The sequence below is a fragment of the Flavimarina sp. Hel_I_48 genome, from assembly GCF_000733945.1.
Lineage (GTDB): Bacteria > Bacteroidota > Bacteroidia > Flavobacteriales > Flavobacteriaceae > Leeuwenhoekiella.
On the sequence record NZ_JPOL01000002.1, the window covers coordinates 2,940,940 to 2,966,178 of the forward strand.

The following is a 25,239-nucleotide window of genomic DNA, read 5'->3' on the forward strand; positions in this document are numbered from 1 at the left end:
GCCAAGGCGAAGAAAGGGGAGGTTAAATAACGAATAGAACTATAATTATCAACTCAACAAATAGATGAAAAAAACGCTCCATTTTCTAATCCTGTTCTTTGCGGGAATAGTGATCTGCGACGCCCAGCAAGCCACAGATTCCCTGCTCACGTTAGATCGTATATATAATTCGGCAGAATTTCGAGGGGAATCGCAGGCACCTATTTTCTGGATCGAAAATGGGGACGCTTTTGTCACCATAGAACAAAACAGCGCAGGGAACGATGAACTGATTCAATACCAGAGTAAAAACTATAAAAAAAGCGCTTTTCTTTCCGCAGAAAAACTAAATGTAGATGGGGAAAACTTATCCATTGAAGCGTTTACCCTTTCGCCAGATGGCAGTAAAGTTTTGATTTTTACAAATTCCAGCAGGGTTTGGCGCAGCAACACAAAAGGGGATTATTGGGTTTATGATTTTAAAAGTGAGAAGCTAAAACAGCTGGGCACTGACTTCCCTTCTTCTTCGCTGATGTTCGCAAAATTTTCTGAAGACAATCAGTTTGTGGCCTACGTTCAGGATTTCAATATCTATAAGGAGGATTTTAATACCGGGGAAGTTGCCCAACTCACAACTGATGGGAACGGCGATATAATAAATGGTACGTTTGATTGGGTTTACGAAGAAGAATTCGGGATGCGCGATGGTTTTAGTTGGAATCCAGATGGATCGACGATCGCTTACTGGCAGCTTGATGCTTCGGAAATTGGTACGTTTTATATGATCAACACTACAGATTCTGTCTATTCTGAACCCATCCCGCTGCAATATCCCAAGGCCGGTTACGATCCTTCTTCGGCAAAAATCGCCCTGGTGGACACAAAAACGGCAAAAAGCACCTGGATTTCGGTTCCCGGAGATCCCGTACAGCATTATATTCCTGCTATGCAATGGGCAAACAAAGATTTGCTGCTTATTCAGCAATTGAACAGAAAACAGAATGAACTGAACATTTTCACTTACGTTCCCTCTACCGGTAAACTTGATAAAATCTATACGGAAACTGAAGAAACCTGGGTAGATCTACGCTATCCTGATATCGCTTCAAACCAGTGGGGAAACAATGATTTTCTACTGGCAGATAACGGCAATTCGCTGCTGCGCATGACCGAAAATGATGGTTGGCGGCACGTGTATAAGATTGATTTAAAAACCGGGAAAACGACCTTGCTTACTCCCGGCGATTACGATGTTGCCGCGTATTATGCCACAGATTCCAGGAACCTGTACTTTGCGGCCTCTCCCGAAAATGCAACACAACGCTATTTATTCAGCGTTCCATTAAGTGGAAGTGGAAAAACAACCCAGATTACACCAAAGGAATTTAGCGGGGTCAATACATATAACATCTCTCCAAACGGCAACTACGCGATGCATAAACATACGGATGCAAAAACGCCGCAAACAACTCGATTAATTAGCCTTCCGCAGCATAAAACAGTGCATAATCTGGTCAAAAATGAGCAATTAAAGGAGAAATTGGCCAGTCTGTCGCTTCCGGAAACCAGTTTTTTTACCGTTACCACGGAAGAAGGGATTGAAATGGACGGCCGCATGACAAAACCATTGAATTTTGATGAAAACAAAAATTATCCGGTGCTTTTTCATGTATATGGCGAACCCTGGGGCGTAGTTGCCACAGATACCTGGGTGGGGCTTTATGAGATTTTTATGGCGCAAAAAGGATTTGTCGTCATCAATATGGATAACCGCGGTACACCCAGTTTAAAAGGCAGCGACTGGCGAAAAAGTATTTATCAAAAAGTGGGCGTCCTCAATACAAAAGACCAGGCGCTGGCCGCTAAAAAAGTGCTTGAAACCTATGATTTTCTCGATAAAAACCGTGTAAATGTGTGGGGCTGGAGCGGTGGTGGCTCCATGACCCAAAATCTGCTTTTTAGATATCCTGAAATTTATAAGACCGGCGTAGCGGTTGCCGGCGTGGCAAATCAACTGTTTTACGACAATATTTATCAGGAACGCTATATGGGACTTCCCAGTGAAGACCAGGATAAATTTGTGGAAGGTTCACCGGCTACTTATGCGAAAAACCTTGAAGGTAATTTACTGCTTATTCACGGTACAGGCGATGATAATGTGCATTATCAAAACATGGAATTTCTGGTAAACGAACTCATAAAAAACAACAAACAGTTTGATATGATGGTTTATCCCAACCGTTCGCACGGTATTTATGAAGGCGAGAATACCAGTAGGCACCTCTATACCTTAATTACGAATTATTTTCTGGATAAAAACGGAATGTAAACGTAGTTAACAACCAAAAAGCATGATACAAATTTAAATGCAAATCCGGTTCGATTAAGCTAACTGGCGGTATTGTGTAGGCGTGATTCCCTTGAGTTCTTTGAACTTTCGGTTAAAGTTGGCAATATTGGGAAAACCACAAAGTTCCGAAGTATTTGCTACGGAAAGGTCCTGATCCTGATTGAGTAATTTACAGGCGTGTTCAATACGTATTTCAATCAGAAACTGAAAAAAGGTTTTATTGGTACGCTTTTTAAAATACCGGCAGAAGGCATTCTTGCTCATGTGCGCTTTTTCAGAAACCTGATCCAGTGAAATTTGTTCGTGATAATGGTTCATTGCAAATTGAAAAACCTCATTCATTCTTTTTCCTTCATCATCTGTATATTTTTTCTGATAAACGAAGGAAGATAAAGGCTGTTTTTTCGAATGGATAAGCAGGTTGAGAATTTTAAGCAGCGTGGCGATACGTTCTATTTTTCCCTGGCGTTTTAAGTTGTTGAACCACTTAAAGGCTTTCGGCTTTGCCTTAATTTTCATGCCATATTCAGACTCATCAAAGAAATCCTGCACATCTGCAAGATCTGTAAGGTTAAAAAAGTCCTTCCCGAAGGATTTTTTTGTAAAAAACAACGTGTACATAATAGATAAAGGAGAAGCCTTAGGATCACTTTTGAATACATGGGGAACATGTTCACCAATGACCAGAATATCATCTGGTTTAAAATCATTTATAGTGTCCCCTACGATTAAGGAACCACTTCCCTGTATAATGTAACTTATCTGTATTTCTTCATGACTGTGCAGCCGGTCGTAAAAAACCGTTTCATGATCCTCCTGATAGACAAGAGCTTCTTGTTCAGGCTTAGGGATTTTAAAAGGCAACACTTTAATCATCGTAGAATTTTTGTAAATATTACTAAAATCCCTTGAAATTCTTATCATAAGGGGTAATATAGTATCAATTCTCGCTAATAAACAAGAAAAGGGAGTTTTGAGTAACCTGTAATTTTGCTCAAAACAGAAACAATGAGCATAAAATGGGAAGGGGTCATGCCCGCAGTAACGACAAAGTTCACTACAGACGATGAACTTGATCTTGCAACTTTTGAAAAAAATATAAAAGCGCAACTAGCCGCCGGGGTTCACGGTATAATCCTGGGAGGTACACTGGGCGAAGCCAGTACACTTACTCCAGAAGAGAAAGAAACCCTTGTATCAAAAACCCTTGAAATTGTGGGTGGTAAGATGCCGGTGATCATCAATATTGCAGAGCAATCCACAAAAAATGCCATTCAAGTAGCACAACGTGCAGAAGAATTAGGTGCTAATGGACTCATGTTGCTTCCTCCCATGCGTTATAAGGCGACAGATCATGAAGTGGTGGTTTATTTTAAGGAAATCGCCAAGAGCACTTCACTTCCCATTATGATCTACAACAATCCCGTGGATTATAAGATCGAAGTTACCCTGGATATGTTTGAAGAACTGCTGCAATTTGACAATATTCAGGCTGTAAAAGAATCTACACGTGATATCAGCAATGTGATACGCATCAACAACCGTTTTGGCGATCGTCTTAAAGTACTTTGTGGTGTAGATACGCTGGCGCTTGAGAGTCTTGTCGCTGGTGCGCAGGGCTGGGTTGCCGGTCTTGTAGCCGCATATCCTGAAGAAACCGTTGCCATTTATACGTTGGTCAAAAATGGCCAGATAGAAGAAGCGCTTACAATTTACCGCTGGTTTATGCCCCTTCTTGAACTAGATATTTCACCCCAACTGGTACAAAATATAAAACTGGCCGAAGTTGCCACTGGTCTGGGCACAGAACATGTGCGTGCACCACGTTTACAATTGCAGGGAGAAGAGCGTAAGCGTGTAGAAGGGATTATCGAGAAAGCAATGGCAACTAGACCAAAGCTAATGGATTATAGAAAACTTTAAATCCATATGTATGTATTAAAAATGCTAAAAAGTGCTATTTTGATTCAAATGATTTATATTAAGGGTATTGTAGGATTCGTTTAGCAAAAAAATGGATCATTCTAACTTAAATCACATACCAAAGATGAGCAATATGATAACAGGAAAGAATTATATAGGAAAGACACTTTCCAATGGAGGTAAAACAACTTATAAAACCATAAATCCCGCAGCAGGTTCAGAAAATGAGATTACTTTTTTTGAAGCCACGCAGGCAGAAGTAGACCAGGCGGTAGAGAAAGCGGCCAGTGCTTTTGAGATTTATAAAAAGAAAAGCGGAAAGGAAAAGGCTGAATTTCTTGAAGCGATCGTAGCAGAATTGGAAGCAAACGCAGAAGCTCTAAAAGAGATCTATAGACTAGAATCTGGCCTTCCAGAGGGGCGTTCCAATGGTGAATTTGCCAGGACGACCGGTCAACTTAGGGCTTTTGCAACCATGTTGAAAGAAGGTAGTTGGGTAGAGGCGATCATCAATAATCCCGAAGGAAAACCAGACCTCCGCAGGATGCAGGTGCCTTTCGGCCCCGTCGCCGTTTTTGGAGCGAGTAATTTTCCTTTTGCCTTTTCCACCGCAGGTGGTGACACCGCGAGTGCGCTGGCAAGTGGATCTCCCGTAGTGGTAAAATCGCACCCCATGCATGCGGGCACCGGTGAACTTGTTTCTAAAGCGATTATAGACGCTGCCAAAAAAACCGGGATGCCAGACGGTGTATTTTCAAACCTTAACAGCAAAGGGATAGAAGTAGGGGAATGGCTTGTAAAACATCCTAAAATCAAAGCAGTGGGCTTTACGGGTAGTTTTAAAGCGGGTACCGCGCTCAGTAAATTGGGTGCCAACCGCGACGAACCTATTCCTGTTTATGCCGAAATGGGCAGTATCAACCCGGTTCTTGTTTTGCCTTCTGCCCTTGATGAAAAAGCTCAGTTCTGGGCAGAGCAATATGCGGGATCCATTACTGCCGGCGCCGGACAGTTTTGTACGAATCCCGGGCTGATTTTGGGTTTAAAAAGCCAAAAATTGGATGATTTTATGCAATTTTTGAAGGAAAATATTGAAAAAGTAGCGCCTTCGGTGATGTTACATCCCAATATTAAAAAACAGTATGATTCCGCTAAAGGCGAAATGCTTCAGCAAAAAGGCTATACCTCAGTTGCCGAATATACAGAAGAGGTTAATGGAAACCTTGGAAAACAGCAGGTAATCAAAGTTTCTGGGGAAGAATTCCTCCAGAATAAAAATTTCCATAAAGAAGTCTTTGGTCCGTTTTCTATCGTTGTTGAATGTACAGATAAAGAACAATTAGGCAAAATCATAAAAGATCTTGAAGGTCAACTTACGGGGACGGTTTTAAATGCAGATGCTCAGGAACTCAAGGAATTTTCAGAAAGTATTGAGGCGCTAACGGCTTCTGTGGGACGTCTAATTTACAACAGTGTACCCACTGGTGTGGAGGTATGTGCCGCGATGACACACGGTGGGCCATTTCCGGCAACGTCAAATGCCAAGTTTACTTCTGTGGGATTAACCGCCGTACAACGCTGGGTGCGGCCGGTTTCCTATCAAGATTGGCCAGATGCTTTATTGCCAGATGCCTTAAAAAATGATAATCCGTTAAAAATAGTACGGGAACTTAATAGTGAGCGCACCAGCGCTTCAATTTAAATGGCAAGAAAGACTTTTTTTTGTGTAGATGCCCATACCTGCGGTAATCCCGTGCGAGTTGTGGCCAGTGGTGGCCCTTTTATAGAAGGGGCAAACATGAGTGAAAAACGCCAAAATTTTATCAAACAATACGATTGGATACGCCGCGGACTCATGTTTGAGCCCCGGGGGCACGATATGATGAGCGGGAGTATACTTTTTCCTCCCGTAGACCCTGCAAATGATTGCGGGATCCTATTTATTGAGACCAGCGGCTGTCTGCCCATGTGCGGCCACGGCACCATAGGTACGGTAACGGTGATGATAGAAGAAGGACTGGTTACCCCTAAAGAACAAGGAAAATTGCGCCTGGAAACCCCGGCCGGTCTGGTCATGGTTTCCTATAAACAGGAAGGTAAAAAAGTCAAATCTGTAAAGGTCGTTAATGTAAAATCATATCTGGAAGCAGAAGGTATTGCGGTTGATTCCGCCGAATTAGGCCCTATTAAAGTAGATGTTGCCTACGGCGGAAACTTTTACGCCATCGTGGAAGTTCAGGAAAATTTTAAAGGACTCGAAAATTATCAGGCGAGCCAATTGATTACCTGGAGCCGGGAGTTGCGCAAAAACCTCAACCTAGACCATTCTTTTGTGCATCCTGAAAATGATACGATCAATGGACTTAGTCATATTTTATGGACAGGGAAGGTCATAGAGCACAATTCCACAGCGCGCAATGCGGTGTTTTACGGAGACAAGGCAATAGACCGCTCGCCATGTGGCACGGGAACATCGGCGAGAATGGCGCAATGGTACGCTAAGGGTAAACTCAAAAAAGGAATTCCTTTTGTACATGAAAGTATCATAGGAAGCACCTTTATAGGAAGAATAGAAGAAGAAACGACGCTGGGCGACAAAAAAGCGATTGTTCCCAGTATTGAAGGTTGGGCGCAAGTTACAGGTTACAATACGATCATTATTGATGATGACGATCCATATGCCCATGGTTTTCAGGTGTTGTAAATCCCCCTAGCCCCCGAAGGGGGAACTTGTTTGTCAACGAACTACCAAAGCACTATACTAAGTTTGTTGAGGCTTTCAACCTTTTACATTGACTTCTTGTAGGTTCATCTAAATTTTTTCTTTTAGGAAGTGGAAGTGCCGAAATGCAGAATGCCTTAAGCATAAGATTTTTTCTATAATCCAAATCAAAATTAATAGACATTGAAAAAAATCATCATCATAGGAGCGGGAATCTCGGGATTATGCAGCGCTTATTATCTGGTAAAAGCAGGATTTGAAGTTAGTGTTATAGACAAAGGGGATATGACTACGGGCGCGTCCTATATCAATGCAGGTTATCTCACTCCCAGCCATTTTACCACGCTTGCAGAACCCGGCATGATTACCCAGGGACTTAAATGGATGATGAATAGTGCGAGCCCATTCTACATCAAGCCACGCTGGGATACCAGTTTTTTCAAATGGACATGGAATTTTAAGCAATCAGCTACTTCTTCAAAAGTAGAAAGGGCTATACCCATTATAAAAGAACTTAATTTAAAGAGCCGTGACCTGTATCTGGAGATTCAGGAATCTGGCGATTTTGATTTTCATATGGAACGTAAAGGACTATTAATGGTCTATAAAACGCCAAAAAATGAAGAACACGAGATAAAATTGGCCGAAAGAGCTCAAAAAGAGGGTCTTGAGGTCAAAATACTAAACAAGCAAGAGCTCCACGCACTGGAACCTGTTTTTGCAGATGATGTTTTGGGAGGTATACGCTATGATTGCGATGCTCACACAACCCCTCATATTTTTATGAAGAATATGAAAAACTGGTTGCAGCAGCAAGGCGTCAGTTTCAAGTTGGATGAAAAAGTAGTGGACTTTAAAACCGAAAACAATAAAATCAAAGCAGCAGTAACAGAAACCAACCTTTATGAGGGCGATGAATTTGTACTGGCCTCTGGCGCGTGGACCTTTCAACTTGCAAAACAATTAAGGCTTAATATCCCAATTCAAGGCGGAAAAGGGTATAGTATTAATGTGGCGCAGCCCACTAATATTACGATGCCTGCCATCTTGATGGAGGCTAAATGTGCGGTAACGCCCATGCAGGGTTTTACACGCTTTGCCGGTACGATGGAGTTTTCTGGCAACAATGACATTATACGCGCTAATAGGGTGGAGGCGATCGCTAACGCGGGTACACGTTATTATAAAAACCTTGAGTTTTTGCAAGAAGTCAAAGAAGGGGCAACCTCTGGACTGCGCCCGGTTTCCCCAGATGGGTTGCCTTATATAGGGAATTCCGCAAAATTTGCCAATCTTAATGTAGCCGCTGGACATGCCATGATGGGATGGAGTCTGGGGCCCATTACGGGAAAATTGATTACGCAGAATATTATGGGAGAAGAACCTGAACTTAATTTAGTGCCCTTCAAGGTTAATAGATTTCGTTTTTAATTATGAATATTTCTATAATTTGTAGATTACAGTGGGAAAAATACAGGCACGATGTAGCAGAAAGACAGTAAATAATTTAGATTCTGAGCGAGACTGCTGGAAATATCTTTTTATCTATATGATGTAGAAACTAGAAAAATAAAAAATAAGATCACTTCCGGAAACTCGTCGGTGCGCGATGTGTTAGAAGTAGATGATAAAAAGCGCTAAATTTATTTTACCGGCAGCGGAATAGCCTCCTATTACATTCAATAGTGCCGCATCGATTTTTTACGCAGCAAGAAATCCTTGTAGAACTGACCACTGCTGCAAAAAGCAGGATTTACTTTGAACCAAAAAAATTGTGGATAACCCTGGAAGCAGGTTCCATTGAAAAACTCGTCTATAACAAAAGCTCTGGAAAATTAAAACTAAGCCTGGGCAAAAAACAGCCGCCACTCCGGTTGTTTATCTGCGCAGTTCAAAACCTTCGGATCTGGAATATGATAAAATGAACGGGGCGTATATAATTCCACTATCAAATCAAGAAACGCAGGTTAGCTTCTAATCCTAATTTTTCAAAATGTTATGAGGTAGGGTGTTAAACTTGTTGTTCACGCTGCCTTAACCCAAATTTAAACTTAGGGATTCCTAAATCTCTGCTTTATTGGTTTCATTTGCGCATCAGTCAACCCGGATGAGACCAGCATATCTTCAACTTTCAGACAAACGGCTCGCGTTACTGTTGCACAAGAACGATAAGCAGGCATTTCATGTTATTTTTGATCGTTATTGGAAAAGACTCTACAGCTACGCATACCGCATACATGGCGTAGAAGCGGTGTGTGAAGATTGCATCCAGGAGATTTTTATTACGCTTTGGGACAAGAGAAAAGAAACCTTCCATTCTAAATCTTGAAGGTTATCTTTTTAGGGCAGTTAAATATAAAGTCGCCACCCAACTTAGGGATTTAAAATTCACCCGCGCCCAGGATGAAGTACTACAGCAGATTCCGGTTTCTTCAAAAGTGGATACAAATCTGGAATATCAGGATTTTGAGCGCTTTTTAAATGCCCGAATAGAACAGCTTGCACCCCGTTGCCGTAAAGTGTTTATGCTGAGTCGGTTTGAGCATTATTCTAACGGCGAGATCGCAGACCAGCTTAATATTTCCATACGCACCGTAGAAAAGCACATTAGCGATGCCATTAAAGAATTGCGCGCCGGTCTGGCGCACCCTTCCCTTTAGGTTCTTTATTATCTCAAGGTTTGCGTTGTGTTAAGAAAAGACCGCCAATTTAAAGGAACGGTTAAATCCACTTTTTGCACTACGTGCTGCCCATCAAAAGGGAGACTTACTTTAAAAGGTCCCATTGAACAATTCAGAATTTAAAAAATTACTTTACAAATATACCGCGGAAACGGCTACGGAAACCGAGCGCCTTAAAGTAGAGTATTTCTTATATAAACTACAGCAGAATAACCAGGATTTGCCTGTTCCGCTGGGAGATGCACAGCACAGAGGAATTAAAAATCGCATTGATTCGGCACTTGCTTCCCCAGTCAAAACCGTTCACCTGCAGGTAAAAAAAATATTATGCCTGGGCTGCGGCAATCGCGGTTTTAATAGGTGTTTCAGCATTCCTTGCATCAAGTATAGGGCAAAACACGATCACGGTTTCCAGCGCGAGGGGAGAACATAAAGAAATTGCCCTGGCCGATGGTAGCCACATCTTTCTAAATGCAAACAGCAGTATTGCCTATGAAAAAGATTTTGAAAGCAGGCGGGATGTGACCTTGAAGGGCGAAGCGTTTTTTGAAGTTGCCCACAATCCCCAAAAACCTTTTACAGTTACTTCCGGTGCTATTAAAACCTGTGTTCTTGGTACTTCCTTCAATATAAATTCAAGCGAAAAAATGACCATTATAGGGGTGAAAACGGGCAAAGTAGCGGTAAAATCAACAAATAATCCCCAAAAAAGAGCAGTTCTAACCAAAAATCAACAAATCGTTTTTGAAGCGGGAAAAACCACAAAAATAACCAGGGTAGATGGTTTAGACATCACAGCGTGGACACGTAATGAAATTGTGCTGAATCAAACCAGCCTTTTAGAAACTGCTAAACTACTGGAAAATCAATACGATGTCACTATAGATTTTGAAGATGAATCGCTTAAAAACTATACACTTTCCGGAAAGTTTAAAGATGAAAAATTAGAAAATGTGCTCTCAAGTATTGCCCTTCTCAAAAACCTAACTATTGAATATTTAACACCTAAACACATTCTTATAAGAAAAAAGATACAACAATCCTAATAAAGACCCAGTGCCAAATGGCAACAAAGCCTACACTAAAAATAAACCAAATAGCCCGATTGAAAATGAAAATAAATTTAACCCAACTATTTCGGAAACATAAAATCACACCGTTTCATATTTTTTTTATTCTTTCTACCCTTACTATAGCCACAGCAAAAGCAAATAACGACCAGGATCTTCGTGAAAGTTTTATTACCACGCACTTAGAAGACGTGACCATAACAGAAGTTTTTAAAAGTATTGAAGCACAAACTGCATTTACCTTTGTTTACGATGATGCTCTTGTTCAAAGTGAAAAGCGTTTTAATTTACAAGCTACTCACGAAAATCTTGAATCGGCTTTAAATAGGTTAGGAAAACAGGCTTCCTTCACCTTTAAAGCAATCAATACCACTATTACCGTATTAAGTCAAGATGCGAGTCAACAAACCATAACCGGAAAAGTCACCGATGAAGCCGGAATGCCGCTTCCGGGAGCAACCGTAATGCAAAAAGGGGGCAATAGGGGGACTACAACAGATTTTGATGGTAATTTTAGCCTTGCTGTTTCAGAAACCTCTACGGTTCTTGTAATCTCGTATGTAGGTTTTCAAACAGAGGAAATACCTGCTGCTCAAGGCACTCCTATAACTGTTGTTTTAAAAACAAGTGAAAACGCACTTGATGAAGTGGTCGTTACTGCATTGGGAATAAAACGCTCCCAGAAAAAGCTGGGTTTTTCTCAGGCAAGTATCAGTGGGGATAATCTGGATCAAACCAATCCAAACAATTGGTCATCTGGACTGAAGGGCAAAGTAGCGGGGCTTAACTTCCTTTCTGCCGGATCTGGACCCATCAATTCGCAGAAAATTACGTTGCGCGGGGATGCTTCCCTAAACCCTAACAACAACGCAGCCCTTATTGTGATAGATGGAGTGCCCATAGACCAGGAGATCAATACTTCCGGTACGGGCAGTGCGTATGGCGGCAATGATTCTCCTATAGATTTTGGGAATGTTATTTCAGATTTGAATTCACAAGATATTGAGAGTGTTTCTGTACTTAAAGGTGCTGGTGCAACCGCTTTGTATGGAAGCCGCGGCCAGAATGGCGTAGTGCTCATAACAACAAAATCAGGCAAACGTGGAAGTGGCCTTGGGGTAACGTATAACAGTAGCGTAAGTTTTGATATCATTCAGCGCTGGCCAGACTGGCAATATAAATACGGCCAGGGGAGCGGAAAATCTTTTGATGAAGATGGAGAACCTTATTATTCTTATGGTGCCTCGCCCGATGGTTCAAATACCGGAAGTACGAGCAGCGCCTGGGGCCCTGAATTTAATGGGCAGTATTATTATCAATATGATCCTACCATTGAAAGTCAATCTACAGCCCCGCAACTCTGGAGGCCTTATAAAGACAATCGAAAAGATTTCTGGAATACCGGAATGACTTTTAAAAATTCTATTTCACTGGCAGGTGGAGATGATAATGGTTCGCTGCGGGCTTCTGTGGGGCACTCAAAAAACGAATGGATTATGCCAAACACCGGCTATGAGCTTTTGAATGCGTCGGTAAATGCGACCTATGATATTTCAGACAGAATCAATGTTTCGTCGTTGGTAAACTATAGCAACCGTACCAGTGACAATATACCCAGCACGGGTTACAACAACGGTTCTATCGCTTATTTTATGATTTTTCAGAATCCTAACGTTGCTATGGACTGGTACCGACCCATCTGGCAGCAGGATCAATTTCAGATCCAGCAAATACAACCGTTCAGTTCGTATATAGACAATCCATATCTTATTGCTTATGAAGCCACTAATGGTATGCAAAACGACCAGTTGATAGGAAATCTTACCACCACCATTAAACTGGCCGATAAATGGAATTTACTCTTACGAACCGCATTAAACACTTACAATCAGGAACGACAGCTTAAAAGGCCGTACAGCATCAACAGATATGCGCAGGGTTATTATGAGACCCAGAGTATCTGGAAACAAGATATAAATTCTGATTTCCTGCTCACGTTTGACAGTAAGATTACTGAAGATTTTTCGGTACAGGCTTCTGCGGGGGGAAACAGCAGGGACTATAAATACCGCCGGGTAGATGCCTCGGTCGAAGATCTTGTGGTTCCGGGAGTATATAAGTTGGCTAACGGTGTAAATAACCCGCTGGTAGGCCGAAATGATTCCAATTTTAAAGTCAATAGTCTGTATGCCCTGGCCAATTTTTCTTTTCGGGATCAGATTTTTGTAGATCTAACGGCAAGAAATGACTGGTCTTCTACATTACCCAAGAAAAACGACAGTTATTTTTATCCTTCGGTAAGTTCGAGTTTTATTTTATCAGACATTTTTAATATGTCTGGCACTATGGATTATCTAAAATACCGGTTTTCCTTTGCACGCATAGGTAATGATACAGGACCTTATAGAACAAGCAAGTACTACAGCCAGAGTGATTTCCCCAGTTCTGCTACTGTTCCTACCACCTTGTATAACATTGATTTTAAACCGGAAGTAAGCAGCAGTTTTGAGACGGGATTAGATATACGTTTCTTCAAGAGCCGCCTGCGCCTTGATGCAACCGTTTACCAGACCAATACTAAAAATCAAATTTTAGATGTGCCTATAGATATTACCACAGGTTACAGTTCTGCAACACTCAATTCTGGAGAAGTACGCAACCGGGGCCTGGAGTTTACACTTTTGGCACAACTGTTTAAAAAGGATAAATTCAGCTGGGAATCTACCCTAACTTTTTCAAAAAATTGGAATAAAGTACTTTCCCTTGCCGAAGGTATTGACAACCAGCAGGTAATAGGCGAAGGAGGCCAGGCAACTATTCTCGCTAAAGTAGGCGGTAGTGCAAGTGCCGTGTATGGCTACGGGTTTTTAAGATCTCCAGACGGCAGGATTATTTATGATGATGCCGGCTTGCCCGCATATCCGGAATCTGGGGATATTCAAAAAATAGGAGATGCCAATCCAGATTTTAGGGCGGGGCTTTACAACAGTTTCCGGTTGGGTAATGTAAGCCTGAATGTAATGTTAGATGCTCAAAAAGGGGGCATTATTTATTCTCAGACCCATCACAAACTTACCGAACAAGGTAAATTGAAATCTACGTATTACGGTCGTGAAGATGGTTTTATTGTAGGCGATGGTGTTGTTTTAAATGATGACGGCACCTATTCTGAAAATACAACCGAAGCAGCTACACCAGATTGGTACACCAGGTATTACCGCAGGGCAAATGTAGAATCAAATTCTTTTGATGCCTCGTATATCAAGTTGCGGGAAATAAGCCTGCAGTACAACATGCCGGCCAAATGGCTAAGAGGTACCGGTATACAGGATCTCAACCTCAATTTCTTTGGAAGAAACCTGGCCATGATTACAGATTTTCCCATCTACGATCCTGAAACTGCAGCACTTAACGGAAGCACGCTGCTACCAGGTGTAGAAATAGGCCAGATGCCTTCCCCGGCAACGTATGGTATGGGCTTACAAGTTAAATTTTAAAAAACATTGAAAATGAAAAAGTTATATTTAATAATAATCGGTATCAGCCTTTCCGTTTCGTTTCTTTCCTGTGATAATAATTTTGAAGAAGTAAACGAAGATCCCAACCGACTCGCAGAAATAAGTCCGGCAACGATTTTAAATCCCATTATCTACGGTCTGGCAAGTCATAATGCAGACCGCAGCTGGGCTGTGAATTTTGACCTTATGCAGGTTACCCTTCCTTTTCCCAGTGTTTCCGGTGGTTTGCACCGCTATGATGTAAGTCTGGGGGTGGGTAATTCTTCGTATTACTGGTATTATCGTTGGGCAAATAATATCAACGAGATGCAGGAAGCGGCAGACGAAGACGAAAATCCCAATTACCAGGCCATCGGACTTACTTTACATGCAATGGCCTATGCTAACCTCACGGATATGTTTGGCCCGGTACCCATGACCGAGGCATCAAGTGGGGAACAAGGTACGTTTTATCCCAGGTTTGATTCTCAACAAGTTGTTTATGAAACCATTCTTGCTGATCTGGAACGTGCCAATGAATTGTACGATACTGGAAGAACTATGGAATACGCCAGCGATATTTTGTACCAGAACGATGTTTCCCTGTGGCAGAAATTCACCAATGCACTTCATATGCGCCTGCTGCTCAGAATTTCTAACCGTACCGAAACCAATGCTTTCCAAAAACTGGCTGCAATGATCAATAATCCGGCGAAATATCCGGTTTTTGAGAATATGGGGGAATCGGCAGTGCTAGATATTACCGGTGTTGCACCCAATGTTTCCCCATGGGGAAGACCACAGGATTTTAGGTTGGGCGTAAAAATGTCTGAATTTTTTGTGGACAATCTGAACAACTGGGACGATCCGCGGCGTCCTATTGTTGCTACAACAGCAGACAGCAGCGATATAAACATAGGTTATAAAGGTATCCCCAGTGCCTACGCAGGCCCAGAATCGCAGTTTGGTTTTGATGCATCTACCTTAAATATCGATCAGGTTACAGATCCTATGCAGATTTTCTTCCTGACCTATGCAGAGGTAGAGTTTATAAAAGCAGAGGTAGCCCAGCGTGGGTTTACAAATGATGCACAATTGCATTATGAGAACGGGGTGAGAGGCGCGATGGAACAGTTGGGTGCCGTTCTTCCAGAAGGTTATTTTGATAATGCGGCAGCAGGTTACGATGGTACTTTAGCGCGTATTATGCTTCAGAAATATTATGCCCTTTACTTTGTAGATTACCAGCAGTGGTTTGAATATCGCAGAACCGGTTTGCCAAAACTTCCTACTACAGAAGCGATGTTTAATGATAAAAAAATGCCTTCCCGATTTTTTTATCCCACGGATGTGCAGATCAGCAATACTGCCAATTATAAAGCTGCGCTGGAACTTTTGGGCGGTCCCGATCATATTAACACAAAAGTATGGTGGGATACCGTTGATTAATAATCCTTTAAAAAGTAATCTAATGAAAAATATATTCCTAATAAGCCTGATGCTTCTTGGTTTTACTGCGCCTATTCCCGCGCAGCAAATGGCCAGGGGAAGCGTTTATGAAGATAGCAACAAGAACGGAAAAAAAGAGCGTCGCGAAAAAGGTATTGCAAACGTGTCAGTAACCAATGGAAATGAAGTGGTGGTTACCGATGCTTCCGGAACTTATGAACTCCCGCTGGGTGATGATAATATCATTGCGGTTATTAAACCCGCAGGATATGCGGTTCCTCTGGATGCGTATAATATTCCGGTTTTTTATTACAATTACAAACCCAATGGGTCACCAGAAAGTAAATTCCCAGGTGTAAAACCTTCCGGAAAATTGCCAAAAACGATCGATTTTGGACTATTTCGGGCAGAAAATAACAAGGAATTCACTGCGCTTATTTTTGGCGATCCGCAGCCTTACAATCGGGATGAAATAGATTATTTCGTCCGTGGGGTGGTTGTAGAAGTTGAGGGGATTGAGAATATTCCGTTTGGACTGAGTCTTGGGGATCTGGTGGGTAATGATCTTGATCTTTTTATGCCCTATGCAGAAGCGGTAAAAAAAGTGGGCATACCCTGGTACAATGTGATGGGCAACCACGATATGAACTTTGATGCAAAACAGGACAGCCTGAGTGATGAAACGTACGAGGCACATTTTGGCCCGGCGAATTATGCGTTTAATTACGGGAAAGTACATTTTATTGTCCTTGATGACATCTTGTATCCAGATCCACGTGATGATGAAGGTTACTATGGTGGTTTCCGGGAAGAGCAGCTCAATTTTGTGGAGAACGATCTAAAACATGTTTCTAAAGACAAGCTTATTGTGCTGTCGTACCACATTCCGCTCAATGAACAGGGCGGTGATTTCTTCCGGGGGGCAGATAAGGAACGTTTGTTTTCTATTCTAAAAGAGTTTCCGCATACCCTTTCGCTTTCAGCGCATACGCATATTCAAAAGCAGGATTATTTTGGGAAAGCAGATGGTTTTAATAGAGAACAGCCGCATCATGAATACAATGTAGGCACGACCTCCGGCGACTGGTATTCTGGAAAACTGGACGAAAACGGAATCCCTATTTCCGTAATGCGCGATGGAACTCCCAAAGGATATGCATTCCTCCATTTTAATGGAAATCAATACAAAACCGAATATAAAGTTGCCGGAAAACCCAAAGAGTATCAGATGAAAATTTTTGTCCCACAGGTTGTGGCACAGGGAAGAAATACAAAAGCTGGGATTTATGCTGATTTTTTTATGGGTCAGCCGGGCGATGAGGTACTTTACAGCGTAGATAACGGCAAATGGGAATCTATGGCTTACGTAGAAGAAGCAGATCCTTCTTATGTAGCACTGGTCTATGAATGGGATACCTCAGACAAACTTATGGCGGGAAGGCGTTCTTCAAATCCCATTGTGAGTACCCACTTGTGGCGCGGTGATATTCCTGCAAAACTCGAGCCGGGGGAACATAAAATAGAAATTAAGGCTACAGATCATTATGGCCAAAATTACACAGGAACCGCTTCGTATCGCCTGGAAAAACCCAAAAAATAGAAGTTTGTTTTATGTTTACCACAATCCATTAGAAATAAAAAAGAAGAGGCCTTTTAAAAAGATCAAGGTGAATGAAAACAAAGCTTTAAAATAGCTTTGTTTTTCGATTGAACAATAATAGAAAGCTGTTCTAGGTAAGTGTTGACACGTTGAAACATACGTTAAAATTTAAAAAAAGTGTCTATTTATACTAAAAACCTCCGATTTTAGTATGAAAATAGGCGCTTTTTACTCTTTTATGGAATCTGCTAACCTATTTATTTCCATCAAATAAATAACCAGATGAAAATAGAAATGGAGGAGAAAAAAACTCATTTCTTCAGCTTAACTTTAAACAAACTTTGGCGAATTATTCTTTGTCGTCATCAGGAGAATTGGGAATTTTCCATTAAATACACAAGACAGTTAGAAAATTCTGGAGGACTGTTTTTGCTGAGATCTAAAGAAAAGCAATTGATTGACAAAGAGGTGCATATTTTCTGGTTTAAACGGGATCTTAGGCTGGAGGATAACGAAGGTTTTTATACGGCAGTAGCTTCTAAGAAGCCACTGATCCCCATCTATTTGTATGAAAAATCCATCTGGGAAAATCCGCATTACAGCACCAGGCATCTTTATTTTATAAAAGAATCGTTAAGGGAACTGGCTGCGCAATGCGCAAAATTTGGTTTAAAGCTTCAATGCATAGCAACAGAAGCTGTGCCTTTTTTCAAAAAGATTACGGGGCATTATAAAGTCGATGCCATTTATAGTACCCGGGAAACCGGGCTTGATATAACTTATAAGCGGGACCTTGCAGTGCAAAATTTTTTCCGAAGTAACCAAATCCCGTGGAACGAGTATCAAAACAACGGCGTACTTAGGGCCATAAACAACCGTGATGACTGGAAAAAAGCGTGGTATGCCTACATGCAATCCCCACTTTGCACGCTACCTGAAGGGATTACAATTGAAACTTCCGCAGAACTGATTGCTTTTATGGCAGATCAATTTATTGCGCTTGATTTGGAAACGCCAGAACATAATTTTCAAAAAGGGGGCAGGGCACATTTTGAACAATGGAGCAGCAGTTTTTTTGAATCGCGCCTTGAATATTACAACCAGTATATCTCAAAACCAGAACGTAGCCATTTTGGCTGTAGCAGGTTGTCCCCTTACATTTCCTGGGGCGTATGTTCTATTCGTGAAGTTTTTCAGTTAGCGGAATCCATGCGGGGTAAGTCAGCATTTAAAAGGGAACTGAGCGCTTTTACTTCCCGCTTGCGGTGGCAAAGCCATTTTATACAAAAGTTTGAAGCAGAACCGCGCATGGAATTTGAAGCGGTTAATAAGGGTTTTCTGGAGATGAGCCAACCTTTAAATGAGCGTTATATAGAAGCATGGAAAAGTGGAAAAACAGGCTATCCCCTCGTGGATGCCGCGCAGCGAAGTGTAGCTTCCTGCGGATATTTGAATTTCAGGATGCGGGCGATGGTAACCTCATTTCTTACCCATCATTTGTTTCAGCATTTTACCACGGGCAGCGCCTGGCTGGCACGCCAGTTTTTAGACTTTGAACCCGGTATTCATTACGGTCAGTTTCAAATGCAGGCCGGCTTGACGGGAACCAATACCGTGCGGGTCTACAATCCTACGAAAAACGCACAAGAGCATGATCCCGAAGCTATTTTCATTAAAAAATGGGTGCCAGAACTTCAGGAATTGCCCGTACAATTTGCCATTGAACCCTGGAAAATGACTGCGATGGAAGAGCAATTGTACAATTTTAAGCTTGGAATAGACTATCCAGAGCGTATTGTTTTGCTACAGGAAACACGCGCTTACGCCCTTGACAAATTATATTCACATAGAAAAAGCGACAAGGCCCAGTTGGAGCGCCTTCGCATTCTCAAAACACATACAATACGAAAACCTTCAGATAAAGACGATGCCAAACAAATCTAAAATTTCGCTGCTGTGGTTCAAGAACGACCTGCGCCTGCTTGATAATGAATCCCTTTGCAACTCCCTTGAAGCTTCAGAAAAAATACTGCCAGTTTATATTTTTGATCCCCGTCATTATAGGGAGACCGCTTATGATTTTCCCAAAGCTGGTTACAACAGGTTTGAATTCTTAAAGCAAACACTTACAGATCTCAGGGAAAACCTGAAAAAAGCGGATGCCAACTTGTTAATAAAAGTGGGTAAACCGGAAGAAATCATCCCTAAAATCATCGAAAAATACGGTATTTCAAGTGTTTTTGCCGAGCAGGAATATGCGCCGGAAGAAGAGGCTGTAGTACAGCAGGTGATTAAAAATTTACCCCAATCCTGTGAGTACAAAGCCATCTGGGGAAAAACCATGTATCATATCGATGACCTGCCGTATGCTATTGATGAGATTCCGTTAACAAGCAAAGCCTTCCGTATCAATACGGAAAAAAAAGCTTCGGTACGGGAAGTATTTGCGCAGCCAGAAAAGATTGAGGTATTCGATATTGAAGACTGGGGAGAACTACCGGAGGCATCTACATTTGATTTGGTTCCGGAGGAATCACAGGAAGCGGAAACATACCTAAAGGGAGGGGAAACCGAAGCTCTAAAACGGCTCGCTTATTATACGCATGAGAGTGAGCTGCTAACTTCCTATAAATGGACCCGAAACAGATCCCTTGGATTAGATTATAGCAGTAAATTTTCTCCGTATTTAGCACTTGGTGCCATCTCACCGCGTAAAATTCATAAAGAAGTGAAGCTTTATGAAAAGGAGATAAAGAAGAACATAAGTACGTGGTGGTTGATCTTTGAAGTGGTATGGAGGGATTATTTTACCTTTAAAGGGATGATGATGGGTGATGCGATCTTTAAAACCGAGGGTTTTAAAAATAAAGAGATCACGTTTGAAAACGATACCGAAAAATTTCAGCGCTGGTGTGATGGTACTACCGGCATTCCATTTATAGACGCTCACATGCGCCAGCTTAACCGAACCGGTTATATGAGCAACAGGGGGCGCGTAAACTGCGCAAGTTATATGGTGCACGATCTTAAGATCGACTGGACCTGGGGAGCGGCTTATTTTGAAAGTAAACTTATAGATTATGATGTAAGTTCCAACTGGATGAACTGGCATATGCAGGCCTACGAGATCTGGTACACAAACCCGGTGCATCAATCCTTGAAGTATAAAGCTATTGAATTTATTCAGAAATGGGTTTCTGAACTTGCTTCCGTAGAGGGTGCGCTAATCTACGCGCCCTGGCAAATGGGTAAGCAACCCACCGACTATCCCGCACCTATAGAAGTATATTCCAAGTGGTCGCGATCAATCAATAATATCCTTAAAGCCGCAGAAAAGGAATAGTTTTTGGTCTAATATAGATAGATATTACCTAAGTTTTTTCAAGATTATTATCTCTGCCATGGCTTCGGTTTGAACGAGTGTTTTGGCAATTTATGCCGTTATGTGTATAAGTTGTACATTCACGGTACATGGTTTAAATGACCATAATGATTTTGACTGTGGAATGCTTAAGGATAAACTTTCAATTTGACATCTATATATAGTTTTTTTAGAAAAAAGCAGGGCACTATAAAAGGGTATGTACTTAGAGCATTGGTGTTTTTTGCAGTATTCGCTTGCTCAGGTGTGTTGGGACAACCTTTGCAGTCAAAAGAACATTCAGAACAAACGTACCGGTTTGTACATTTAGGGGTTTCCAATGGTCTTTCTCCTGGCGTGGTCAATTCCTTTTACAAAGATAGTCAGGGTTTCATTTGGATTGGGACGCAAACAGGACTCAATAGATATGATGGTTATTCCATTGAGACCTTCAATGCAGATTTACCCTTTGCTTCTTCTAGCAATGCCAATGATTACAAAGCAATATTTGAAGGCCCACTGGGCAATATCTGGGTCAATACCCCGTCAGGGACTTTGATTTTTGATGCTGCAACGCAAACCTTTTCCACAGATATTTCCACGGTCTTAAAAGAGTTGAACATACCTAACAGGCAGGTACAGAACATCGTCAAGGATCGTAAGGGGAATTACTGGTTTGTGCAGGATCAGGGCCATATCTTAAAATACGTTCCGGGTCAAGAGGGAGGAACGGTGTATACTCTTAATTTAGATGAAAAATCAGCAGTAGAACAAGAGATTTCGGTATTTAAGGAAGATACTGATGGCAATTTCTGGATGCTTTACACCGATGGAACCTTACAAAAAATTGACGGAAACACCCTAAAAGTGCTCTTTATCAGTCATAAAATGACCGAGGTTTTCCCAAATGCTCTTGAGAATTATGATATGGTGGTTGATTATGAAGATAACCTTTGGATATATTTATATGGCAACCATGGTATTTTCTACTACGATAAGAAGCAGGACAACTTGCAAAATTTCACTGATACTTCATCAGTTGTAAAACTTACCAGTAGCTTAGTTTATGATATTGAAAAAAATGTAGATGGAAAAATCTGGGTGGGTACAGACCATGGCGGTATCAATATTATCGACCCTAAAGATCTATCCATTGAATATATAGAAAATCATGAAGAAGTAGAGAACAGCCTTTCGCACAATACAGTTACTTCCCTTTATAGCGACAGCGATGGGATTATGTGGATAGGAACCTTTAAAAATGGTATAGATTACTATCACCAAAACATTGTTCGGTTTCCCCTTTTTAAAAAACGTATTTCCCAGGAGAGTTTGCCGTTCAATGATGTCAATGTGTTTGAGGAGGACGATAAGGGCAACATCTATATAGGAACAAATGGCGGTGGGCTGCTTTATTTTAATCGGAAATCAGGAACCTACACACAATATGTACATGATCCTGAAAATCCCAGCAGTCTTTCCAGTAATGTAGTGGTGAGTTTACTGTACGACAGCAATGGAGATTTATGGGTGGGAACCTATCAGGGCGGACTGAACAAAAAAACAGCTACAGGTTTCAAAAACTATATTCATAAAGATACAGATTCAACAAGTATTGCCGATGACAATGTGTGGGAACTATTTGAAGATTCGCGTAAAAATTTATGGGTAGGCACACTGGGTGGTGGTTTAGACCTGCTCGACAGAGAAAAAGAAGTATTTAAGCACAATAATGAAAACGAAGGCGCATACCCGCTGCATGACACGTATGTCTCTGCGATTGAAGAAGACGCGTCTGGCAATATGTGGATAGGGGGTGTAGGTGGGATAGATGTGTTTAATCCTATAACCGGTGAACAATTTTTCTTTTCACACGATCCAGAAGATGCTGCCAGTTTGAGCAGCAATAACATTTTGTCCATCTATAAGGACAGTAGAAAAAACATATGGGTAGGTACGCATGAAGGACTGGATCTTTATGATAAAATAAACAATCGTTTTTACCATTATACCGTTGCCGATGGTCTGCCAGGCAAAAAAATCATTGCGGTTAGGGAAGATGATAAAGGTGATTTATGGATTACTTCTTCTTACGGTTTATCTCAATTTAATATAAGTTCAAAAAAATACGGTAGCGGGAGAATACCGCCAGCTTTTAGAAACTATAGTGAGCTGGATGGTTTGCAGGGTAATCTCTTTAATGAGAATGCAATTTTAAAAACAGAAGCCGGGGAAGTGATCATAGGTGGGATGCATGGCTTTAATCTTTTTAACCCACAACAATTTAAATACAATACCAAAAAGCCAAACGTGGTCTTTACATCCTTCAGTCTTTTTAATGAAGAGATCAAAGGAGGCCAGAAAATAAACGGTAGGGTACTGCTTGAAAAATCTATCCAGAAAACCGATAAAATCACCTTAAAATATAGCGAAAACGTGTTTTCTGTTGCATTTTCTGCACTGGATTTTTTCCAACCTTCAAAAAACAAGTACCGCTACAAATTGGTAGGTTTTGACACAAAGTGGCAAGAGACAAGCGCCAGCAAACGCCAGGTTACCTATACAAATCTTGATCCTGGGGAATATCATTTTCTGGTACGTGCTTCAAATAATGACCAGATATGGAACGACGAGGCAACCAGTTTAACAATTATTGTTTTACCTCCATTTTATGGGACGATCTATGCCTATTTGCTCTATATAATTGCCATCATCGCACTTTTATATTTTGCCCGAAAACGAATCATAGTGCACCAGCGAAAAAACTTTCGAGTAGAACAAATTCAGCGGGAAGCAGCACACCTTCATGAAATGGATGTGATGAAAATAAGATTTTTTACGAATATAAGCCACGAATTTAAAACACCTTTGTCCTTAATACTTGCACCCTTAGAAAAGCTGAAAAGCAGTGAAATTAGCTTTCAGGCTAAGGAGCAACTTGACATCATTAGTAAAAATGCGCAAAAACTTCTCACGCTTATCAATCAGCTATTGGATCTGGGAAACATTAAGAAAGAAACTTTATTAATTACTTCTACTAAAAATATTATTGAATTCATAGCAGAGGTCGTTAACTCTTTTGAGGGATTGGCTAGAAATGAGGGGATAACATTGAGTTTTAGCTCAAGTCAGGAAGTTTTTTATACCGCATTTGATTCAGACAAATTAGATAAGATTCTTTTTAACCTAATATCGAATGGAATAAAGTTTACAGCCAGGGGTGGGAATGTAGACGTTGCCCTGCGAATTGTTGATTCAGGAAACACCGCTTCCCATAAAAAACTTCTGGAGCTTAAGGTAAGTGATACGGGGATAGGTATTTCAAAAGAAGATCAGGATCAAATTTTTGAGCGCTTTTTTAAAGCCAGTCGGTCCGGAGAAATTCATGCGTCAGGCAGTGGCATAGGACTTTCTCTGGTTAAAGAATATGTGGAGCTTTTTAAAGGTAAGATCAGGGTAGAAAGTACACTGGGCGTAGGTTCAAGTTTTTATATGGAGATTCCATTAAAAGAATTAAATCCTGTAGGTACAGAAGTTCCTATAATTCATGGAAAAGCGTCTAAAAACACCAAAAAAAGCGCTAAAAATGGACTTCAGGAGGAGCTTTTCAATCTGGTTATAATTGATGACGATCAGGATTTTCTCAGTTATATGGCAAGAAGTCTTGCCAAGTTCTACAAAATATTTATAGCTCAAAATGCTGACGAAGGTTGGAAAAAGATATTATCAGTTCAACCTGACCTTATCCTTTGTGACTGGAACATGCCAGTTATGAACGGTACCGCCCTATGCAAAAAGGTACGGGGAGATGGCAGAACACAACATATACCGTTTGTAATGCTCACGGCTAACGCTCAGGAACATAATAAAGTGAAAGCCCTTCAAATAGGGGTAAGCGATTATGTTACAAAGCCCTTTAGCTTTGAAGAGCTGCATTCGCGTATGCAGAATCTCATAAAACAGCGTAAAGCCTTTCAAAAGGCATACAGCAAGAAAATAAAAATCCCCAAAACAGTTCATAAACTTCCGCTTGAAAGCGAGGATGAGAAATTTATGCGCAACGTTATTGCACAGATTGAAAAGAATGGTTTGAATGCTGAATTTTCGGTAAAGAAACTGGCAGGCCATCTTGGCGTCAGCCGTACATTTCTATATAATAAAACAGTCACGCTTTTTGAAAAGTCTCCTTTAGAACTTATAACAGATATCCGTTTGGAGCATGGTAAAAACCTTTTGGAAAATAGTCAGCTTACAATTTCAGAAATTGCTTTTAAGGTAGGTTTTAACAATCCAAAATACTTCACGAAAAACTTTAAGAAGAAATATCAGGTGCTCCCTTCTGAATTTAAAGCTGCTTTAGAACCTTAAAATTGATTGTTTTTCTAAAGTGAAAGTCTTCAATCAAATCCATTAGAGGAACATTTATCAGGTTTTTTGAATTTTTGACAGCATACAATTGTTAAACACTGGTATTTGAGGTGTTAGAGTTGGGTTTGTAAACATATTGTCCCTTCTAAAAACGATTTGATCCCTATCATCAGGGCCTGATTTCTATACTTTAGCACTCCATTTCAAAAAGCACTCAAACGTTTGAATTTTTGAATCAG

At 41.1% G+C, this 25,239-nt stretch carries 17 protein-coding genes; 16 read left to right on the forward strand and 1 reads right to left on the reverse strand.

Features of this window, described 5'->3' with window-relative positions; translation table 11 throughout:
* Window positions 1-64: 64 nt before the first annotated feature.
* A complete protein-coding gene (locus P162_RS12875; RefSeq protein WP_031427883.1) occupies window positions 65-2,308 on the forward strand; it encodes a S9 family peptidase in 2,244 nt (747 codons plus the stop codon).
* Between the two features lie 54 nt (window positions 2,309-2,362).
* Here the strand turns inward: P162_RS12875 and P162_RS12880 are convergent, their stop codons facing one another.
* Complete coding sequence (locus P162_RS12880; protein ID WP_031427885.1) at window positions 2,363-3,202, reverse strand: AraC family transcriptional regulator; 840 nt, start codon at window positions 3,200-3,202, stop codon at window positions 2,363-2,365.
* Between the two features lie 135 nt (window positions 3,203-3,337).
* On the opposite strand from P162_RS12880, the gene P162_RS12885 reads away from it, so the two are divergent.
* The 15 genes from P162_RS12885 to P162_RS12950 all read left to right on the forward strand — a co-directional run bounded on the left by P162_RS12885 (window position 3,338) and on the right by P162_RS12950 (window position 25,000).
* Window positions 3,338-4,252, forward strand: a complete 915-nt coding sequence (locus tag P162_RS12885; RefSeq protein ID WP_031427886.1) for a dihydrodipicolinate synthase family protein — start codon at window positions 3,338-3,340, stop codon at window positions 4,250-4,252.
* A gap of 133 nt (window positions 4,253-4,385) precedes the next feature.
* Entirely contained in the window at window positions 4,386-5,954 is a 1,569-nt protein-coding gene (locus P162_RS12890) for an aldehyde dehydrogenase (NADP(+)) (protein ID WP_031427887.1), read from the forward strand.
* On the forward strand, window positions 5,955-6,956 hold the full coding sequence (locus P162_RS12895) for a 4-hydroxyproline epimerase (RefSeq protein WP_031427888.1): 1,002 nt from the start codon (window positions 5,955-5,957) through the stop codon (window positions 6,954-6,956). It begins immediately after the preceding gene.
* Between the two features lie 201 nt (window positions 6,957-7,157).
* Window positions 7,158-8,405: an NAD(P)/FAD-dependent oxidoreductase gene (locus tag P162_RS12900; RefSeq protein WP_031427890.1), complete on the forward strand. Its 1,248-nt coding sequence runs from the start codon at window positions 7,158-7,160 to the stop codon at window positions 8,403-8,405.
* Between the two features lie 254 nt (window positions 8,406-8,659).
* Complete coding sequence (locus P162_RS12905; RefSeq protein WP_031427891.1) at window positions 8,660-8,899, forward strand: DUF5695 domain-containing protein; 240 nt, start codon at window positions 8,660-8,662, stop codon at window positions 8,897-8,899.
* Window positions 8,900-9,081: 182 nt separating this feature from the next.
* On the forward strand, window positions 9,082-9,303 hold the full coding sequence (locus P162_RS17900; protein WP_241077773.1) for an RNA polymerase sigma factor: 222 nt from the start codon (window positions 9,082-9,084) through the stop codon (window positions 9,301-9,303).
* Complete coding sequence (locus tag P162_RS12910; RefSeq protein WP_241077774.1) at window positions 9,230-9,634, forward strand: sigma-70 family RNA polymerase sigma factor; 405 nt, start codon at window positions 9,230-9,232, stop codon at window positions 9,632-9,634. Before P162_RS17900 ends, P162_RS12910 begins: the two co-directional genes overlap by 74 nt.
* A gap of 124 nt (window positions 9,635-9,758) precedes the next feature.
* The gene (locus tag P162_RS12915; RefSeq protein ID WP_031427892.1) at window positions 9,759-10,088 is read left to right on the forward strand and encodes a hypothetical protein; all 330 of its coding nucleotides are present in this window, start codon (window positions 9,759-9,761) and stop codon (window positions 10,086-10,088) included.
* Window positions 10,089-10,116: 28 nt separating this feature from the next.
* The gene (locus tag P162_RS12920) at window positions 10,117-10,701 is read left to right on the forward strand and encodes a FecR family protein (protein ID WP_241077810.1); all 585 of its coding nucleotides are present in this window, start codon (window positions 10,117-10,119) and stop codon (window positions 10,699-10,701) included.
* Between the two features lie 65 nt (window positions 10,702-10,766).
* The gene (locus tag P162_RS12925) at window positions 10,767-14,222 is read left to right on the forward strand and encodes a SusC/RagA family TonB-linked outer membrane protein (RefSeq protein ID WP_031427895.1); all 3,456 of its coding nucleotides are present in this window, start codon (window positions 10,767-10,769) and stop codon (window positions 14,220-14,222) included.
* A 12-nt stretch (window positions 14,223-14,234) separates the two neighbouring features.
* Window positions 14,235-15,671 carry a SusD/RagB family nutrient-binding outer membrane lipoprotein gene (locus P162_RS12930; protein WP_031427897.1) on the forward strand — a complete coding sequence of 479 codons (1,437 nt, stop codon included), beginning with the start codon at window positions 14,235-14,237 and terminating at the stop codon, window positions 15,669-15,671.
* 22 nt (window positions 15,672-15,693) lie between these two features.
* Window positions 15,694-17,271: a calcineurin-like phosphoesterase C-terminal domain-containing protein gene (locus P162_RS12935; protein ID WP_031427899.1), complete on the forward strand. Its 1,578-nt coding sequence runs from the start codon at window positions 15,694-15,696 to the stop codon at window positions 17,269-17,271.
* Window positions 17,272-17,553: 282 nt separating this feature from the next.
* Window positions 17,554-19,215, forward strand: coding sequence for a cryptochrome/deoxyribodipyrimidine photo-lyase family protein (locus tag P162_RS12940; protein ID WP_051907886.1), 1,662 nt, complete (start codon window positions 17,554-17,556; stop codon window positions 19,213-19,215).
* Window positions 19,199-20,614, forward strand: coding sequence for a DASH family cryptochrome (locus P162_RS12945; RefSeq protein ID WP_031427901.1), 1,416 nt, complete (start codon window positions 19,199-19,201; stop codon window positions 20,612-20,614). Before P162_RS12940 ends, P162_RS12945 begins: the two co-directional genes overlap by 17 nt.
* Window positions 20,615-20,800: 186 nt before the next feature.
* Entirely contained in the window at window positions 20,801-25,000 is a 4,200-nt protein-coding gene (locus P162_RS12950) for a two-component regulator propeller domain-containing protein (RefSeq protein WP_081868427.1), read from the forward strand.
* The last annotated feature ends 239 nt before the right edge of the window (window positions 25,001-25,239 follow it).

Coding starts and splice junctions, on each gene's coding strand:
- P162_RS12875 (WP_031427883.1), top strand. CDS start 65: ATGAAAAAAACGCTCCATTTTCTAATCCTGTTCTTTGCGGGAATAGTG.
- P162_RS12885 (WP_031427886.1), top strand. CDS start 3,338: ATGAGCATAAAATGGGAAGGGGTCATGCCCGCAGTAACGACAAAGTTC.
- P162_RS12890 (WP_031427887.1), top strand. CDS start 4,386: ATGATAACAGGAAAGAATTATATAGGAAAGACACTTTCCAATGGAGGT.
- P162_RS12895 (WP_031427888.1), top strand. CDS start 5,955: ATGGCAAGAAAGACTTTTTTTTGTGTAGATGCCCATACCTGCGGTAAT.
- P162_RS17900 (WP_241077773.1), top strand. CDS start 9,082: ATGAGACCAGCATATCTTCAACTTTCAGACAAACGGCTCGCGTTACTG.
- P162_RS12925 (WP_031427895.1), top strand. CDS start 10,767: ATGAAAATAAATTTAACCCAACTATTTCGGAAACATAAAATCACACCG.
- P162_RS12930 (WP_031427897.1), top strand. CDS start 14,235: ATGAAAAAGTTATATTTAATAATAATCGGTATCAGCCTTTCCGTTTCG.
- P162_RS12935 (WP_031427899.1), top strand. CDS start 15,694: ATGAAAAATATATTCCTAATAAGCCTGATGCTTCTTGGTTTTACTGCG.
- P162_RS12940 (WP_051907886.1), top strand. CDS start 17,554: ATGAAAATAGAAATGGAGGAGAAAAAAACTCATTTCTTCAGCTTAACT.
- P162_RS12945 (WP_031427901.1), top strand. CDS start 19,199: ATGCCAAACAAATCTAAAATTTCGCTGCTGTGGTTCAAGAACGACCTG.